Origin of the sequence: Paenibacillus sp. BK033, assembly GCF_004345425.1 — a bacterium.
Taxonomy (GTDB): Bacteria; Bacillota; Bacilli; order Paenibacillales; family Paenibacillaceae; genus Pristimantibacillus.
Genome location: NZ_SLVP01000001.1, coordinates 458,907 through 476,830, shown reverse-complemented (window position 1 = coordinate 476,830; position 17,924 = coordinate 458,907). Strand labels below are relative to the sequence as shown.

Below are 17,924 nucleotides of genomic sequence, written 5' to 3'. Positions count from 1 at the left end.
CAGACCTTACTTCGTTTTAAACCGGTCAAAAGCTTAAACGCATAGCACTCCGTATGAATCGGTTTGGACCCTGCTCCTTGCGTGATGGAACCGCCGATATAGGCAATCGTAACATCCTCGCCTCTTTCGCCTTCTCTATGGCAGCTTTTAATCGTTTGTTAATGACTCGTCTTTGCAGGTCGTTATATTTCTTCGTCCTCAACGCCACCGGAGAATTTCGCCTTATCGCTCATCCTGCCTTCCAGATAAATCTCTTGCGTGTACTTCCCATCCTGACGGGCGCTTGCTTCTATTATGGTATCGAAAAGAATAAAAAATCCGCTTATCTCCATTCATTATAAAGAAAAGCCAAGCGAGCCCGCGCGGTAGAATTATTATAGAAAAAATGATGTATAATTCGATACTTCCACCAGATTGTGATCCGGATCGCGGAAGTACACCGATATTATTGTTCCTACTGCCCCTGTACGGGCAACCGGACCTTCTTCGATGGGCACCTCGCAAGCAGCCAAATGTCGAATGACCTCATCGATCGGCGTCTTCGTAAGGAGACAGAAATCGGCAGAGCCCGGACTCGGATTTTTTGCCTTCGGTTCAAATTCTTTACCGGCTTCATGCAGGTTGAATTTCTGCTGGCCGAATAACAGCGCCTTCCGGTTATCGCCAAAGACGATGACCTCCATATTCAGCACCTTTTCGTAAAAAGCGACCGTCTTCTCCATATTGGCTACGGTCAATACAAGATGATCCAACGCTTCGATCTTAACCATTTCCCCACTCCCGACTTGTTTAAATGCAAAAATAGTCCTTCCCATAAAGGGAGGACTATTCGCGCACCATATTAATTGTTCATTGGATGTTTGGATAACAAGCTGTTCAGTTCCTTCATGAACATGTCGATGTCCTTGAACTGTCTGTAAACGGATGCAAAGCGCACATAGGCCACTTCGTCAACCGGATACAGCTGGCTCATCACGATCTCGCCGATCTCGCGGCTTTCGACTTCCGCGAGCGCTGTTGTCCGAAGCTCCTTCTCCACTTCGGAGACGATGACCTCGAGCCGTTCAACCGAGACGGGACGCTTCTCGCATGCACGGATCAGACCGCGCAAAATTTTATCGCGGCTGAACTCTTCCCGGCTCCCGTCTTTCTTAATTACAATAAGCGGTGTTTCCTCGATCATTTCGAAGGTCGTAAAACGGCGGCTGCATTTTTCGCATTCACGCCGTCTGCGGATGGACTTGTTCTCGTTAGCTGGCCTGGAATCAAGCACTTTCGTACCGGCAAAATCGCAGTAAGGGCATTTCATTTTTTTCACTCCTTCCGAATCCTGTTTTTATTTTTTAAGAAATTTCCAGTCGTTACCTGAATGAAGTTGCGAATTCCGCACATAATACATTTACCAACCGCAAGGAGGTGAACATCAATGAGCTCGAACAACAACAACAGCAACCAACTGCTTGTACCACAAGCTAACGCAGCACTGGACCAAATGAAATATGAGGTCGCTCAAGAGCTGGGTATTACGTTGTCGCAAGACGGTTACTACGGCAACCTTCTGACTAAAGACGCAGGTTACATCGGTGGTAACATTACTCGCCGCCTGGTGCAAATTGCAGAACAATCCCTTGCTGGCCGCCAACAATAATTTCATTAGTCATGTATAACAAATGCTTTGGCTGTTCGTCCTGAAGCGACGGACAGCCAAGGCTTCTTCTTGTCCAATTTTAAATAACAGGATAAAGATCTTTGTACTTATTATAATAATAAATAACGCGTTGTACATAGTGACGGGTTTCCCCGTACGGAATTTGATCCGTCGTTTCTAGCTTCCCATCCCATTTGCCCGAATCCAGCCATTTTTTCACATTGCCGGGACCAGCGTTGTACGCTGCGATAACGGCTACCGTATTCTGTTTGAACTGTTTATGCAGGGACTGCAAATACCAGGCCCCTACTTCAATGCTGACATCCGGCCGGTTCTGCAGCATTTCTCTTGTGACATTGTTGAAATCTGCCTGCTTCACGATCCAGTCAGCCGTATCTGGCATAATCTGCATGAGCCCAAGCGCCCCTTTTTTAGAGACTTGTCCGGTAGAATAATTCGTTTCCGTCCGGATAATGGCCGCAATCAGATGCGGGTCAACCCCATAATTGGATGCGCTTGCTCGTATGTCTTCCTTGTACTCAATCGGATACATCATCCGGGCAAGCCAATTGGAATTAAGGAATAAGACGCCAATGAAGCCAATGAGCAGAATGAGCAGCACTCTTTTTCGGACTAACCACCTCATGGCAAACCCTTGCTCTTCCAAAATTCGTCCACCTGCCGCCTTGTCTCGTCAAGTGAACCGCTATTATCTATAACCCAATCCGCGCGGCTTCTCTTCTGCTCAATGTCCATTTGAAGGCCAATGCGTCTCCATGCTTCTTCTGCTGCTAATTCGTTCCGCTCCATCAGCCTTTGTAACTGAAGCGTCTGGGGAACATATACGACCATCACCCCGTCGTATAGCTCTTCTTGGCCCGTCTCGTATAAAAGAGGAATATCCGCAACGACCAATTGACTGGGGTTCTGTTCTTCATACTGTTTGATCCGCTGCCGCATGCGGCCCCGTATAGCCGGATGCAGGATATTCTCAAGCTGCGCAAGCAAATCGCGGTTGTTGAACACGATGCTGCCAAGCGCCTTGCGATCCAATGTTCCATCCGTATGTATAACAGCTTGTCCAAACGCAGAGGCGACCGCTTCTAAAGCCGGTTCGCCGGGCATAACAACTTCTCTCGCAACCTGATCGGCATCGACCAGCATCGCACCGCGTTCTACCAGCATGGCAGCCACGGTGCTTTTGCCGGTAGCGATTCCGCCGGTTAAACCGATCTTCATTAGCTTTCACCTCATTCAAGTGAATCCCGTTCCCGTAACTTTATAACAGCTTTAATATGCCGATTATGATTAATAAGATGCCCGGAAGCACCGATATCGCCTGCATGCCTTTCCAGTTCGAGAACCGGAAGCCGAACCGCATCCCGCCAAGCAGGAATAACGCACTGGCCGCAGCAATCATAATAGGGGTTAATAAAGGAGATAATCCGATCATGGCCGCTCCGATTCCGGCGCCAAACGCGTCAAACGACAAGGCTACGCCAAGCATTATCGCTTCGGTTGCGGAGATCGTTCCCGACTTATCCACGTCGGCGGCTTGCGGAGTCCGCAATATTTGTATAACCAATCCCAAGCGCTTCAATTCAACAATCACCACTAGAACCGGATGCGTGCGGTCAATCTGCTCCGTATCCGCCGCAGGATGATTCGAATCATCTTCAGCCTGGCCTTCGCCAGCTCCCGCTTCCCGACCGCTCCGCCGCAGCTGCAGCAGCGCCCATGTGCCGATGCACACAAGCACAACCGCTCCAATCAGCTTAGCCACAAAAGGCGATAAATACCCCGTAATCCATGAACCAACGATCATCGATAAGAAAATGACCAACCCTGAGCAACAAGCGATAATGATAACCGACAAGAGCGGTATTCTTATTCGCCGCAATCCGTATGTCACGCCTACTCCGAAGCCGTCCACACTGACAGCGAAAGCAAGCACCAGCAAAGAAGCAAAATGCGCGAACAACCCGCAGCCCTCCCCGCATACCGGACGTCTCTAGCCGCACAGAAGCGCTTATCTAGACATCCGCCTATTGTTTCGTAACAACAATAGCATATGCGGGGAAATCGTTACGGTGCATTAAACCTGAGGGACAGCCTTTTTGCGCGCCTTCGGCAAAGGCTGGCAGCTTGCGCAGGTATGCGTTCCTCTTCCGCCTACAACCGATTTCTCGATTAATCTGCCGCAGCTTGCGCAAGGCTCGTCTTTTCTGCCGTACACCAGCAGCTGGTGCTGGAACATCCCCATTTCGCCCTGGCCGTTCACATAGGATTTAATGGATGATCCGCCTGCCGCGACAGCCTTCGCAAGCGTCGATACGATCGCCTCATGGAGACGTATCCATTCCGCCTTCTTCAAAGAATCCGCTGTCCGCTCTGGATGAATGCCTGCCAGAAACAAAGCCTCATCCACATAAATATTGCCAAGCCCCACCACATATTCCTGATTTAAAAGAAGCGGCTTGATTAGACCTGATTTTTTTCCAAGCAGGCCTCTCAAGGCATCCGCCGTAAACGCCTCATTCTCCAGCGGCTCGAGGCCAAGCTTGCTTAACGGCTTCATCTCGAATTCCGTACCCGGCTCGAACAGATGCATGGTGCCGAATTGGCGTACATCCTTGTATCTCAGGTCCGTTCCGTCATCGAAGTGGAACAGGACATGCGTATGAAGCTCCACCGGCTCGTCGCTTGGGAATACGCCGTAGCGTCCTTCCATCCGAAGATGGGAGACCAGCACGAGACCGTCCAGCACGATTCTCAAAAACTTTCCGCGACGCTCAACCGTCTGAATCGTCCGTCCGGCAAGAGCCGCTTCGAACGCCTCCGGTTCTTCAGGGCGTTGTATGATACGCGGCAGCTTCACTTCTACCGAAGCGATTCGCTTGCCTGCGACTAATTCAATTAATGTTCTTCTGACCGTTTCTACCTCTGGCAATTCGGGCATTCTTATTCACCTCAAACCCATTATACCTGATTCGGATGGGCTGCGGGACGGGATTAGTTGTCAATCCCGTTGCTTAGGCGAAACTTTCGCCCTGCTTGGATTGGCTCAGCCACTCCAAGCTTTTGCGAAACTTCGCTTTGGACAGGATAGTTGTCAATCCCGTTGCTTAGGCGAAACTTTCGCCCTGCTTGGATTGGCTCAGCCACTCCAAGCTTATAATTGCGAAACTTCGTTCCTGCTCCTTACTTCGCCTCGTACCAGTTGACGCCATAGTTCACGTCCGCCTTCAAAGGCACGTCCAGCTTCAAAGCGCCTGCCATGGTGCTTGGCACAAGCTCCTTCATGAGCTCGAGCTCCTCTTCCGGAACTTCGAATACCAATTCGTCATGCACCTGCAGCAGCATGCGGCTCTTCAGACCGCGCTCGCGGAGCGTCTCATCCATGCGCACCATCGCCAATTTGATAATGTCGGCTGCCGTGCCCTGAATCGGCGTATTCATCGCCGTACGCTCAGCGAACGAGCGGAGATTGAAGTTGGAGGCCTTGATATCCGGAAGATACCGGCGGCGTTCCAGCAAGGTTGTCACGAAGCCGTCGCGGCGGGCTTGCATCACAATATCGTCCATGTACTTGCGTACGCCTTGGAACACTTCGAAATATTGCTCAATGAACCTCGCGGCTTCCTTCCGCGTAATATTCAAGTTTTGCGACAAGCCGAAATCGCTGATGCCGTATACGATACCGAAGTTAACGGCCTTCGCCGAGCGGCGCATATTCGCATCCACCTGATCGGCCGATACGCCAAATACGTCCATCGCGGTTTTCGTATGAATATCCATGTCATGGATAAAAGCTTCCTTCAGGCGCTCATCGCCCGAAATATGGGCGAGAACGCGCAGCTCGATCTGCGAATAGTCCGCCGCTAGAATGTACCAGCCCGGCTCGGAAGGCACAAACGCCTTGCGGATTTGCCGGCCTTCCTCTAGCCGGATCGGAATGTTCTGCAGATTCGGGAATTGGCTGCTGAGACGCCCTGTCGCCGCGATCGTTTGACGGTAATACGTATGAATTTTGCCCGTTTCCGGACGAACCTCTTTCAGAAGCCCCTCAATATACGTTGACTGCAACTTGGACAACGTACGGTAATGCAGAATCAACGGAACGATCTCGTGATAAGGAGCCAGCTTTTCCAATACTTCCGCATCCGTCGAATAGCCGGTCTTCGTCTTCTTCTGCGCGGGAAGTCCCAGCTTCTCAAACAATACCTCGCCAAGCTGCTTCGGAGAGCCAATATTGAACTCCGTTTCGGCCAAGCGGTAAATTTCGCTCACGGCTGCCGACAGCTTGCTCTCCAGCTCGCTGCCGAGACGCTCGAGCTCCGCCTTTTCCACCTTAATGCCTTGTCGCTCCATGCCGGCCAGCACAACGGACAACGGCTGTTCCAGCTCGAAATACAACTCGTTCATGCCCCGCTTCTCGAGATCCGCGCGCATCAAAGCCGTAAGCTTGCGGACCGCATCCGCCTTCACGGACAAGTGGCGGTATAACGCATCATTATCCGGTACTTTGAATTTCGCGCCTTTGCCGTACACCGCGTCGTCATGAGGAACCGAGGACTGGCCGTAACGGTCGCATAACGCGTTTAGCGTGAGGTTCGTATCGGTCGGGTCGAGCAGATAAGCGGCTAATTGCACGTCAAAAGCTACACCGCGCCATTCGATTCCTCGCCAGCCAAGCGCCAGCTCCGTCTTATGCGTGTCAAAACCGTTTTTAGGCTTGTCCGCATCCTCCAGCCATTTCCGCAGCTCCGCCGCGAACGGTTGTTGAAGCGCCGCTACCGGCACCACGTACGCCGTATCCCCTGCCGCCGCAGCAAGACCCAGTACTTCCGCCTGATGAGGATTCTCGCCGATCGCTTCCACGTATAAGCCATGCTCCGTGCTTTGCAAGGCGGACAGCATGTCCTTCAAAGCTTCACCGTCATTATCGGAATCGATAACCACGATGTTAAGCTCTACCGCGGGAGCCGCCGTATCGCCGCCGCCCGCACCTGCTCCATTCAGGTCCAGCCGCTCGATAAGCGACTTGAACTCCAACTTGCGGAACGCTTCGGCAAGCGTTGCGGGCTGGTAGCCCTCGTAACGGATATCCTCCGCGCTGTGCTCAAGCGGCACCTCGCGGAAGATCGTGGCCAGCTTTTTGCTCATGATCGCATCGTCTTTATGCGTCTCTACCTTTTCCTTCATCTTGCCTTTGAGGCTGTCCGTATTGGCGAGTACCTCCTCGACCGTGCCGAACTCATGCAGCATCTTCAGAGCGGTCTTCTCGCCTACGCCGGGGATACCGGGAATATTATCCGATGCGTCGCCCATCAACCCCTTAAGGTCAATGATCTGCATCGGCTTCAATCCGTACTTCTCTTCAATGGCGGCCGGGGAGAAATGCTCAACCTCACTGATCCCTTTGCGCGTGATCGCGATCGTGACGTTATCCGAAGCGAGCTGCAGCATATCCTTATCGCCCGTCACGACCAGCGTCTCCACGTTCCGCTCATCGGCCAGCCGCGTCAGCGTACCGATAATATCGTCGGCTTCGTAGCCGGACAGCTCGAATTGGGAAATGCCAAATGCCTTCAGCAAATCCTTCATAACCGGGAATTGCTCCGACAGCTCCGACGGCGTTTTCGCGCGGCCGCCTTTATATTCTGTATAGCCTTCATGGCGGAACACGACTTTACCCGCGTCAAAGGCAACCAGCACGTGGGTTGGCTTCTCGTCTTCCAGCAATTTAAGCAGCATAGTCGTAAAACCGAATACCGCGTTCGTATGTAAACCTGCTGAATTCGTAAGCGGCGGCATCGCATAAAAGGCCCGGTTTGCGATACTATTGCCATCAATCAATATCCACTTGTCCATTCAGACACCTCACCTAATCGTTCTACCCTCTATCATACCATATTTATCAAGCAATCTCCTCGCAGGCAGACGGGCAAAAAATAAAACCGCCAGGGCATCCGCCCCGGCGGTTTACTTCTATTCATCCCGATTATTTCGCAAATGTCAGAATCGGCAACAGCCTGTACAGCATGGCCACGCTTTCGGCGCGTGTAGCTTCGCCTGCCGGGTCAAACTCGTTCCCCGGTTTGCCGTTTACAATGCCAAAGCCCGCAAGCTGGCTGATCGCTTCAGCTGCCCATGCCGGAATTTCGCTCTGGTCCGTAAATGCTCCCGCGCCGGAAGCCTCACCTTTATGCCCTGCAAACGCCAGACCGCGAGACAGAATGACTGCCATTTCCTCGCGCGAAATCGTCTGGTCCGGTCTAAACTCGCCATTTTCATAGCCGTTGATAAGACCGGCTCCTGTTGCAGCAGCTACAACGGAGGCAAACCAATCATCCGCTTGCACGTCCCCAAACTTGCCGTTTCCTGCCGCGGCCGGTGTCGCGAGACCAAACAGGCGAACGACCAGCGCCGTGAATTCGGCACGGGTGATGGAGCGGTTCGGATCAAATGTTCCATCGCCCACTCCGTCGACAATGAGGAGGTTTGCGAGCGCATCAATTTCTTTTTTCGCCCAATGGGTCGCTGTGTCGTCAAACGATTTGTCTGTCCGTACGATCAGGAAGGTCCCGTCGGTACGACTCATCACGGAAACCTCGGAGCCGTTGACCGTAAACGGTACCGGAGTGTAGACGGGATTGCCTTTTGCATCGGTATCGACGCGGACAACCGCTACGTGACCGGCCGCCGGCTGGCTGCCAAGCTTAATCGTGTGTTTGATGTAATGGCCAAGATCGTTAAGCACAATCTCTTGTCCATCCTTCTTCACAGCTTTGAGCTTAAAGTTAGCCGAACCCAGAACATCGAGACCTGCTTTATCCGCGGAATCGGCTGCCGTCTGGTCGTTTGACGCTTCGAGCTTCAACTGCAAGTCGTTCAACGAAAGACCAAGCAATCCGGCGAGCTTGCTCCAGTCGTATTGACCCGGATTAAAGCTGTATGAGCCTGACTGCGATTCAATGACGATGGTCTCTACTTTATTCTGAGCCAGGAACTTGGCAAGCTCTGCGGCGCTGATCGTAAAGCTTGTACCCGATACCTTCACCGTGATCGCGGAAGAAGTCGCATTGCCGAGCGCCTCTTCAAGCGGGCTTGCAGGAGTGGTTGTACCTCCACCGCTTCCGCTTGTTGGAGGCGTAACGACGGCTGCATCCTTTTTCGTAACGGTTAAGATATACGTCTCCGTCGTTGTTCCGTCCGGCGAAGTGACTGTAAGCGTAAATACGGTTGTTTTGTCCGGGATGTTGAACATGGCCTTAACCGGTTCTTTCGGATCCTGGACACCGCCGGTAATGGTCACATTAGCGTACATATCCGTTGGCGTAACGGATAATAGCAATTGTTTGACGTTACTTTCCACTTCTACCGAATAGTTCTTAACGCCCTGGGTAACCACCGGCGATTTGTCTACTTCGTTCGTGTTGTCAAAGACTTGAAGCTTTTTAATGGACGAGTCCTTCGGATTGGTGCGTTTGATCTGAAGCATATAAGAGGCTCTCCAGTCGCCTTTTTCAACGCTCAGCTGGACAATATACGTCTTGCTGTCCGGCGTTGCCAGTGTAGCGTTTATACCCGAAGAAGAATTTACGCCTTCATAGGTAACCGTTGCTCCTTCAAGCAATGGGGTTGCCGCAAACGACAGCTGAGTTACCGAAGTGCTCACTGTTGCGTCGTATACCGTACGCTGCATATCAAAGCTTGGCGTAAGCGCGATCGTGTGGTTGTCCTGATCTTTGATCGTCAAATCGGTCAAACCGCGCAGACCATCGTTCGCGCTTACCTTTAGCTCCTTTGTATCCCGGACACGAATGCGGGTACCGTCGGAGAAGCCGCCCAGCAAACCGACTGCTTCCAGCTGTTCCCCGATTTCCGCCTGCGGAACCGGACCGGACTGATTCGCGATGTAACCGTCCGTGAAGACCAGAATCTCCCCGCTGCCGTCATTGATGACGTAAGAGTTTTCGTCGTACTTTTTCGTGACAAAGCCTTTCACTTTCACGAGCAAACCTTGATTTGCAGGAAGATCGGCATCCCCCGTTGCAATGGATTTTGGCGTAAGAGCAAGGCCGCTCTTAACGACAACGACATCCTTGGCGAAAGAGTCGAACTCCAGCTCTTTATTGTTCTCGAAGGTTTTGATTTTGCCGTGAACGCGAACGGTATCGCCAACTTTGAGCGAGCCGTCCGGCACCTCTTTGAACGCCATAATACCGCCTGTTGCGTCCTGCAAGTAGAAGGCATCGAAGAATACGCCCGCACCTGTGGTGACTACGCCTTGAACAACGACATCCGTGCCGTCTTGCAAAGCGCGCGCCGAGCCAATATCCGAAACGGCTGCTCCGCGTCCCGCGAGCCAGTTAATCGCATTCAGGCCAAAATCATTGTTGCCGTAGTCGCCGTACGTATTATCCCATTCCAGGTCGTTTACGACGTTCATGCCCGTAACCACGATACGGCTGTTGTTGGGTAGAATTTCGGAAGCGATACCCGGAATCGCCGAACCGCCCGTTGCATCGGACACGATGTCATACGTGTAGGTCGGAGACTTCACATTGCCTTGGTAAGTCGTTTCGTTACCGCCGGCAAGAATCGATACGGAATCGCTGTTCGTCAACGGGCCGCCGCCAAGCTTGAACAAGCTTGAGCCGCTGTAGTATTCCAGCCAGTTTACTCCGTCCATAATGCCGTTATCCACAATATTGGGGAACATCTTCACCGCGTGTTTGGTAGTAGCCGGCGTTGACCAGTAGTTGCCCGTAGCGGAATCATCAAAAATACCGTCATTGGAAATCTGGATGGTTGAACCAATCGACTCCAGCAAATCATTGTTCAAAGTTGGGTCGAGGCTGAAGTTGCTTTTGCCCAGCATGAACAAGGAACCGCCGCCGTCGACAAAGGCTTTCACCGCAGCATTCTCGTCCGCCGTAAAATCTACGCCAGGGTTGGTTACCACAAGCACCTTGACCCCCGACAATACCTCCGGAGTTAAAGCCGAAGTATTTTCCGCAACGGTATAGCCTTCCTGCGCAAGCATTTGCTTGAACAAGCCCATTTTGTTCTTATAGGTGCTGTTAGGGTCGCCGGAAGTGTTCTCGTTCTTGTGACCGGCATCAACCATGATTTTAATGCCAAGCGGAGCTTTTACCGTCACATCGATCGTATAGGTATTATCTTCTGGGTTATCCCCTTCAGGCGAGGATACAACCGCAATCAGCTTGTGATTACCAACGACAGGATCAGGCCATTTCACCGTTACCGAAGCAATCGTATTGCTCGCAAGCGAATCAATGGTGCTTGTGCCGATCAAATGCGCTTCATCCACATTGTCGTAGTAGAATTTCACCGACAAGCTCGCAAGCACGCTTGTACCCGAATTGCTGATATCCGCTTTAAGCGACGCTTCCGTTCCTTGGATCAGAGCAGCGCCCTCGACTTCGGCTGCAGAAATCTTGACATCCACTGCTGTATCCTGCGACCAGATCGGAGCCGAATAGGCACGCTCGCCGTCCATTTGCGTTACGCGAACCATGTACCATTGCTGACCGCCCGAAACGTCAACCGACGGCTCCCAAGCGAACGACCTCGAGCTCTCCGTCGGCACATACGAATCGATTACTTTACCGCCGTTCGAGATCAGTTCAACCTTCGCGATATTGTCATTCGACGCATAGTTCGCAGGCAAATAATTATATTCGGTCATGGAACGGGATTCCGTTACCGTGTCATTGCCTTTTACGCTGAAGTTCAGCTTGGAACCCTCGGCAACGCCCCCCATATAAGTGCCGTTAGCCATAAAATCCAGCGTCATATTAGGATCTTCAACCATGTACACGCGTCTCTTACGCATCGAATCGAGAAGCGATTCCGGCGACAGGTCCTTCGATACGATGATGGTGCGTTTCATCGTTTGGCCCCATGTGCCGTCGTGATTGTCTTCCCCGTAGGTCGGAGCTACCTTCCAGCCGAGATCAAGCGCGCCGAAATAAGTCTGTTCCGCATTTGCGTACGAGTAATGGCCCGAACCGTTGCCGACTTCAAACATCGTAAACAGCTTCTCCGCTTCCACATCAGGCTTCATATTATTAAAGGAGCCTTTCGGATCGTTTGGATGGTTGAATTGGGCTACCGCCTCGTCATGGGTCAATACCCACGCGTAATACTGATTAACGTCGGTATTGTAAATACCGCCGTTTTCTTTGCGGTCAATAAAGTTTTCCGTACCGAATACATTGGAATGCCCCCATGAAGTCGAGGTCATCTCAAACGCCGGGAATACGACAAACTCGTTATTTTTCGTATATTCCTTGGAAAGCGTCTTCGTCAGCTGCCAATCCGCTCCGCCTGTTCTTTCCTCCATGCCGCCCTCGTTCTTCACCGTGTCGGTGAATGTACCCGATGCCGGCGCATCGATATCATGGGAGTGATCGGAGAAAGCAAACCAGTCGTAGCCGTATTTCTGAGCAGCCTTCAAGGCATCTTCCGGCGCGCCTGTGCCGTCATGCGAAATATTGGTATGGTTATGCGTCGTTCCGCGGTAATGATTGCCGCCCGTAAATGGCTCGCTGACAATAAACGACCATTCGAAGGAGCTAACGTTGCCAACGGCATCTTTAGAGCTAACCTTTAACGTATGAGTGCCAAGGACAAGATCTGCTGCAGGCGTATACGATACCTTCACGTGCTGATTCGCTGCCGATGCAGGAGTTTTCGTAATGGAAGGCGTAACGTCTGTTTCGTCCAGAGCCAGACTGATCGTATTCATGTCAATGCCGCTCAAATCATCCAGCTCGATTGCGATCGAAGGACGGTAGGTTTCCACCCGGTAATCCTGTTCGGGCACAGCGCCTGTATATTCCGGACCTTCGTCATCCGAAATCAAAGTCACAGCATAAGGTGAAGCTGCCGAGCCTGAAGTTTTGGTCGCTACGGCGGAAGCGGCTTCGATATAGTACTCGAAGTTGGAGCTGCCGATTGCTTCCTTCGGAATTGTAGCGGTATACGTGCTGCCGCTTGCCAATGTCATTGGAACGGCCGTATATTCGGTCGTTCCCGCTTTGCGGTAGTACAGCTTAACCGACGTTGCTCCGTCCACGCTTGCTTGAATGTTAACATCCACATTGACATACGTTTGTTGGATTGGCGTATGCGTGATCGAAAGCGTAGGAACTACGTCCGCTGTCGAGCGAGGGAACAGCTGATAGCCCGTCGTATAAGGGCTGCCGCTGTCATATTGTCCTACTAACCCCGTAATGACGTACGTCTTGCCTACTTGCATAGAAGATGAAACATCTATTCCGGTTGTCGACATGACGCGAACGGTGATCGTTTTGCTTGTGTCGGCCGGATCCTGAACCGTCATGTTATAGTTTGCCCCGGAAGCCGTTTGCGCGGTTACCGTCGCCGTAAGGGTGACGAGCTTGCCCTCCAGCGGTTCAGCCGTGCTGTAATTGGTTAAGCTGGCTGCCGTTGTCTCAACCGGAGCCGGCAGATCAGCGCCATCTCCCAACCGTTCTACTGCCGATGGCTGGAATTCGGATAAGCCGTTGTAGAAGATAAGCGTTCCCGTCAGACGAAGACGGTCACCCTGAGCAATCGTCAGCCCGGAGGTTGTTCCTCCGTATACGTTAATTCCGCCTGTACCATCCTGGATGTAGTATGTAGTTGCGCCCAGGATATTGTTCGCGGCCGTTGCCACGCCTTCAATGGTAAAGGTCTGGTTTTTGTAGACCGGCGATCCTGTAGCGTCAACCAGGCGCAATGTGCTGATCGGCGTTACGCCTGAAGTATCCAGGCTTTCCGCCTTAACCGCATCGCTCTCAAGCCCTCTGCCGTTTGCGGTATTGATTTGTTGCGTCACGTAGACCGCGGCAGGAGCATTATTAAGCGCGAAGCTAAACGACTTGTCGCCGCCAGCCGTAACCGATTGGGCACCGCCGGTTGTCGACAGCTTATCCGTCATGGCTTCATCCGAATAAACGGAAATAATAGCACCTGCCGCTCCGGCTGTGCCGGCAACCGTTCCGACATTCGAGCCGTCAACCACATAACCGTTTACCGTTACTGCAGGCGCTTTTGCAGCTTCATTAATCGTGAGATCAACGCTCTCTGTCTTGCCCGTCTCTTGCACCGTAACGATGACCGAAGCTGCCGTACCGACAACCGCCTCAAACGTGCCGTCTGCTTGGGATGCCGTTGAAGTAATCAGCGTATGAGTATCCGCTGTATAGATACGCACAGTGGAGCTTGATGCAACCGCACCCGCGTACCCGGTCAAAGTACCGGAGAGCAGTTGAATATCCTTGCCGGAAGCTTTCGAGCTGGCCGGCAGCTCGCTTCCGCCGTCTGATGGCGGAGCTTCAAGCGGCGATGCTGCGTTTCTTGGATTCGGAGCCGCCACGATAAAATCGGCAGAGTTATCATTCGTGTCGTAACCCGCGCCGGAGCCCGTTGTTCCCGTGGTATCCGTGGAGGAAGCTTTGCGGACAGCCGCAGTTGTTGCCGAAATAACAGGTGTTTTTGCTGTTTCAAATTGGTTGGCATCACCGTAACCGACGAAATCAACTATCGTTGGATCGTTTAATTGTCCGATGTCCCCTGCAGGAGTACCTTGGATCGATACTGTGGAACTGACCAGGGCAACCTTGCCGCTGCCAGCCGCCATCGAAATAGAACCGGAGGCATCAGGGGTTGGCAATTCGGCAGACGCAGTTGTTCCTCTCGAGCCTTGAATTAAATAATAACCATGAGCATGGATGGTACCTGAAAGATTGGTTTTGCTCGTCAAAGCCGACGAACCTGCCGCACTTCCGTATTGCACTGACCAGTTGTTAAGTGAAACATCCGAATTGGTCGGGTTGTACAATTCAATAAAATCATTCGAATAAGTTGCACCCGAGTTCCCGCCCGCGCCATATACCTGGCTGATTACAACGTGGTCGGCTATCCCGGCCGCTGCTTGCGCCCTGGGGACGCCAACACTGGACACTATTCCCGCTGACATCGAAGCCAGCAGGAGCATGCTTGTCCATTTCTTCTTTTTGCTTGACAAAGACATAAACATATGTCACTCTCCTATTTGAACAAACGTTCAAATTTCATTTTCCCCTTGAACAACCGCAAAATAAAACCAATTCTATACGGCCCTCACTTCCCTTTCCGCGCTTTTTGTCGAAACCACACCTGAATTTAACATCATTATGTAAAATCTAGATCAACTTTTGATGTAGTTTTATTAAATTTAACCACTGAATTTTTGAGCTGTAAACAAATTCCTCATCTAATGTTAAGTGTATGTAAACTTTATTTTCAATTAAGTTAATTTAATTGACACGACTTTTCCTTCAGACCTATAATTTTAATTAAACATATCTATTCTGGAGGTTCTTTGATTGAACAAAATTTTAAAATCTAGGCGGTTTATTCTATCGCTTTTGTTCATGACTATTCCGCTTATGACGATGCCGGGTATAGCAAGCGCTCATCCGCTTAGTGCAAGCTATACCGAGATTACGTTTGAGCAGAACCAGACGAAGCTGGACTTCTCCCTTGACGAATTATCCGTGTTGGAGAAGGTTGATGTGGATACAAACGGAGACGGCAAGCTCGATCAGAACGAGTTAACGGCTAATCGGGCAACGATTATCCATTTTATCGAGGATTCCATGTATCTCGAAGTCGGACAGCAGGATCAAGCAGGGGAAGATGCAGGCATCGAGTTTTCGAAGAAGAACGATATGACCTATGTCACCGTTCATTTTATTTACCCGGCTGTCCCTTATGGCCAAACCGTTCATTTGAACGACGGCCTGTATTCCAACGACAATAATACGAATTATGCCAACCTGCTTGTCGCAAAAAGCGGCTCCGACGTTAGTCAGGCTATCCTGACGGGCAAAGACCGCGATTGGACGATGATTCATACGGAACCGCAGGTCGAACAAGGACAAGCAGCACCAGCACAAGATTCTCCGTCAGCCGCCGCGGCAAACGCCTCGCAGTCGCAACCTTCAGCAACCCGGGAATCTGCATCTAAGTCCGGTTTTAGCCTGGAGGATTCCGCCTGGTTCTCTTTCTTCAAGCTAGGCATGCATCATATCCTGGGCGGTTATGACCATCTGCTGTTCTTGCTCGCCCTTCTGTTAGGCAGACAAACCTTTAAGCAGTATGCGGCCACCATTACAGCCTTTACGATTGCCCACAGCATCACATTGACATTGACGTATCTGAATGTTCTTCATTTTCCTTCGACTTTTATCGAATCGGTCATCGCCTTTAGCATTGTGTACGTCGCAATCGAAAATATTTTCTTCCAAAAGGTTCGGTTCCGCTGGCTCGTGACCTTCGCTTTTGGTCTGATTCATGGCATGGGCTTCGCGGATATCCTGCTTGGCATGGACATACCCAAACCGTACGTAGCAATCGACTTGGCAAGCTTCAACATCGGGATCGAAATCATCCAGCTTTGCTTAATCGCATTGGCCGTCCCTGTAATCCGGTATGCACAGCGTTACAAAGGTTATTTCCGGACGGTACAAGCCGCATCTATTCTGATTGCCGCAGCCGGCGCCTTCTGGTTATGCGAGCGTCTTCTGTAATGAGAGATAAGAAAGCCTGTTACCCGAGTCACTCGGATAACAGGCTTTATATAACTTCTTAAATACTATGCTGCGTGTTCAAATCAGGGCGTTTGTTCGTTACAAGGTACACGACGCTTTCGCCGATGTTGGTCGCATGGTCGCCAATCCGCTCGATATTGCGGGCTACGAAGTTCAGAACCGTTGCCTGCGAGATGTTGCGCGGGTTCTCCATCATTAGCGACAGCAGCTCGCGCGAGATTTGGGCGCAAAGCGCATCCACCTGATCGTCTTCCGTCGCCAGCTTGTAAGCCAGATCCACGTTCTCCTGCACAAAGGATTGAATCGACTCGTACGTCATCGTCTGCACGATTTCCGCCATGCGCGGCAGGTCAATCAATGGTTTGATCAGCGGCTGGCCCTCGAGACGGATAACAAACTTCGCAATGTTTACGCAAAGATCGCCCATTCTCTCCAGATCCGATGCGATCTTGAAAGCGGCCAGAATCCGGCGAAGGTCCTTCGCAACTGGCTGTTGCGTCGCGATCAATTTCGAGCCAAGATCGGTAATCTTGTCCTCCAGATTGTTCAGATGCTGGTCATTGTTGATAATCGCTCTTGCCTTCTCCGTATCCGTGCCGCTTAACGCCGTCATTGAATCAACAAGCGCTTCCTCCACGAATGTTCCCATTTCAACGAGCAGATTGTGAAGCTGCTCCAGGCCATGGTCAAACTCTTTTCTTGTCGTCATCATTTGTACACTTCCCCCTTGTGTTAGCCGAAACGTCCGCTAATGTAATCCTCCGTGCGCTGGTCGCTAGGATTGGAGAACAGCTTCTCCGTTTCCGAGAATTCCACAACCTCGCCGTTCAAGAAAAATACCGTTTGATTCGAAACACGAGCCGCTTGATGCATGTTATGCGTAACCATAACAATCGTATAACGGTCTTTCAGCTCTTGCGCCAATTCTTCAATCTTCAGCGTCGAGATCGGGTCAAGCGCCGAAGTCGCCTCGTCCATGAGCAGAACATCCGGATTAACGGCAATCGCGCGCGCAATGCATAGACGCTGCTGCTGACCGCCGGAGAGGCTAAGCGCGGAGCGCTTCAAATAATCCTTCACTTCATCCCACAGCACAGCCGACTTCAGGCTCGTCTCGACAATCTCGTCCAGCTGCTTCTTGTTCGTAATGCCATGGAGACGCGGACCGTAAGCTACGTTATCGTAGATGGATTTCGGAAAAGGATTCGGCTGCTGGAACACCATGCCAACCTTCTTTCGAAGCGTCTCGACGTCTACGTCGCTCGAGTAGATTTCCGTTCCGCCAATCGCGATGCTGCCTTCGATTCTTGTGCCGGGGATCATGTCGTTCATCCGGTTCAGCGTCCGGAGCAGCGTCGATTTGCCGCAGCCGGAAGGGCCGATGAAAGCGGTGATCGCTTTCTCGGGAATCGTGAGCGATACATCCTTCAAAGCATGGAAAGCTCCGTAATACAAATTCAATTTGTTAATGTTAATTAAGGGTTGCGTCTGCAATAAAGTTTGCATGATCGTTCTCCTCCGTATATACATGGATAATGAACAGCAGCCCCAGATGAACGAGTTTCATACTGAGGCTTGGCCATTCATTTCGAATCATAACCGTAAGTATAATGGGTAACCTATTGAATAATCGTGAATTGCGA

Annotated in this window: 12 protein-coding genes and 1 pseudogene; 2 read left to right on the top strand and 11 right to left on the bottom strand. The window is 51.4% G+C overall.

Going from position 1 to position 17,924, the window contains the following annotated elements:
• Nucleotides 1–32: 32 nt before the first annotated feature.
• The 3 genes and pseudogenes from EV294_RS31030 to nrdR form a co-directional block, all read right to left on the bottom strand.
• Nucleotides 33–332: pseudogene (locus EV294_RS31030) on the bottom strand (SGNH/GDSL hydrolase family protein); the annotation flags it as partial.
• Between the two features lie 42 nt (nt 333–374).
• Nucleotides 375–770, bottom strand: coding sequence for a VOC family protein (locus tag EV294_RS02125; protein WP_132303376.1), 396 nt, complete (start codon nt 768–770; stop codon nt 375–377).
• Nucleotides 771–841: 71 nt separating this feature from the next.
• Nucleotides 842–1,309 carry a transcriptional regulator NrdR gene (gene nrdR / locus EV294_RS02120; RefSeq protein ID WP_015843146.1) on the bottom strand — a complete coding sequence of 156 codons (468 nt, stop codon included), beginning with the start codon at nt 1,307–1,309 and terminating at the stop codon, nt 842–844.
• Between the two features lie 117 nt (nt 1,310–1,426).
• On the opposite strand from nrdR, the gene EV294_RS02115 reads away from it, so the two are divergent.
• On the top strand, nt 1,427–1,648 hold the full coding sequence (locus EV294_RS02115) for an alpha/beta-type small acid-soluble spore protein (protein WP_132303375.1): 222 nt from the start codon (nt 1,427–1,429) through the stop codon (nt 1,646–1,648).
• A gap of 79 nt (nt 1,649–1,727) precedes the next feature.
• Here the strand turns inward: EV294_RS02115 and EV294_RS02110 are convergent, their stop codons facing one another.
• The 6 genes from EV294_RS02110 to EV294_RS02085 form a co-directional block, all read right to left on the bottom strand.
• Nucleotides 1,728–2,294, bottom strand: coding sequence for a lytic transglycosylase domain-containing protein (locus EV294_RS02110; protein ID WP_132303374.1), 567 nt, complete (start codon nt 2,292–2,294; stop codon nt 1,728–1,730).
• Nucleotides 2,291–2,887, bottom strand: coding sequence for a dephospho-CoA kinase (gene coaE / locus EV294_RS02105; RefSeq protein WP_132303373.1), 597 nt, complete (start codon nt 2,885–2,887; stop codon nt 2,291–2,293). The genes EV294_RS02110 and coaE overlap by 4 nt, the downstream gene beginning before the upstream one ends.
• A 40-nt stretch (nt 2,888–2,927) precedes the next feature.
• Entirely contained in the window at nt 2,928–3,629 is a 702-nt protein-coding gene (ytaF, locus tag EV294_RS02100; protein ID WP_132303372.1) for a sporulation membrane protein YtaF, read from the bottom strand.
• A 114-nt stretch (nt 3,630–3,743) separates the two neighbouring features.
• Complete coding sequence (mutM, locus tag EV294_RS02095; RefSeq protein ID WP_132303371.1) at nt 3,744–4,607, bottom strand: DNA-formamidopyrimidine glycosylase; 864 nt, start codon at nt 4,605–4,607, stop codon at nt 3,744–3,746.
• A gap of 242 nt (nt 4,608–4,849) precedes the next feature.
• Nucleotides 4,850–7,522: a DNA polymerase I gene (gene polA, locus EV294_RS02090; RefSeq protein WP_132303370.1), complete on the bottom strand. Its 2,673-nt coding sequence runs from the start codon at nt 7,520–7,522 to the stop codon at nt 4,850–4,852.
• A 130-nt stretch (nt 7,523–7,652) separates the two neighbouring features.
• Nucleotides 7,653–14,726: an S-layer homology domain-containing protein gene (locus tag EV294_RS02085; RefSeq protein ID WP_132303369.1), complete on the bottom strand. Its 7,074-nt coding sequence runs from the start codon at nt 14,724–14,726 to the stop codon at nt 7,653–7,655.
• Between the two features lie 328 nt (nt 14,727–15,054).
• Here EV294_RS02085 and EV294_RS02080 point away from each other — a divergent pair, with 328 nt between their 5' ends.
• Nucleotides 15,055–16,260 carry a HupE/UreJ family protein gene (locus tag EV294_RS02080; protein ID WP_132303368.1) on the top strand — a complete coding sequence of 402 codons (1,206 nt, stop codon included), beginning with the start codon at nt 15,055–15,057 and terminating at the stop codon, nt 16,258–16,260.
• A 58-nt stretch (nt 16,261–16,318) separates the two neighbouring features.
• On the opposite strand, the gene phoU is transcribed toward EV294_RS02080, so the two are convergent.
• Together phoU and pstB are read right to left on the bottom strand one after the other, a co-directional pair.
• Complete coding sequence (gene phoU, locus EV294_RS02075) at nt 16,319–16,990, bottom strand: phosphate signaling complex protein PhoU (RefSeq protein WP_132305224.1); 672 nt, start codon at nt 16,988–16,990, stop codon at nt 16,319–16,321.
• Nucleotides 16,991–17,013: 23 nt separating this feature from the next.
• On the bottom strand, nt 17,014–17,787 hold the full coding sequence (gene pstB / locus EV294_RS02070; RefSeq protein WP_116393773.1) for a phosphate ABC transporter ATP-binding protein PstB: 774 nt from the start codon (nt 17,785–17,787) through the stop codon (nt 17,014–17,016).
• Nucleotides 17,788–17,924: the final 137 nt, after the last annotated feature.

Excerpts from the sequence above, each read along its gene's own strand:
- polA (WP_132303370.1), bottom strand. The coding sequence starts at position 7,522 with ATGGACAAGTGGATATTGATTGATGGCAATAGTATCGCAAACCGGGCC.
- phoU (WP_132305224.1), bottom strand. The coding sequence starts at position 16,990 with ATGACGACAAGAAAAGAGTTTGACCATGGCCTGGAGCAGCTTCACAAT.
- mutM (WP_132303371.1), bottom strand. The coding sequence starts at position 4,607 with ATGCCCGAATTGCCAGAGGTAGAAACGGTCAGAAGAACATTAATTGAA.
- EV294_RS02085 (WP_132303369.1), bottom strand. The coding sequence starts at position 14,726 with ATGTTTATGTCTTTGTCAAGCAAAAAGAAGAAATGGACAAGCATGCTC.
- coaE (WP_132303373.1), bottom strand. The coding sequence starts at position 2,887 with ATGAAGATCGGTTTAACCGGCGGAATCGCTACCGGCAAAAGCACCGTG.
- pstB (WP_116393773.1), bottom strand. The coding sequence starts at position 17,787 with ATGCAAACTTTATTGCAGACGCAACCCTTAATTAACATTAACAAATTG.
- EV294_RS02115 (WP_132303375.1), top strand. The coding sequence starts at position 1,427 with ATGAGCTCGAACAACAACAACAGCAACCAACTGCTTGTACCACAAGCT.
- EV294_RS02125 (WP_132303376.1), bottom strand. The coding sequence starts at position 770 with ATGGTTAAGATCGAAGCGTTGGATCATCTTGTATTGACCGTAGCCAAT.
- EV294_RS02110 (WP_132303374.1), bottom strand. The coding sequence starts at position 2,294 with ATGAGGTGGTTAGTCCGAAAAAGAGTGCTGCTCATTCTGCTCATTGGC.
- nrdR (WP_015843146.1), bottom strand. The coding sequence starts at position 1,309 with ATGAAATGCCCTTACTGCGATTTTGCCGGTACGAAAGTGCTTGATTCC.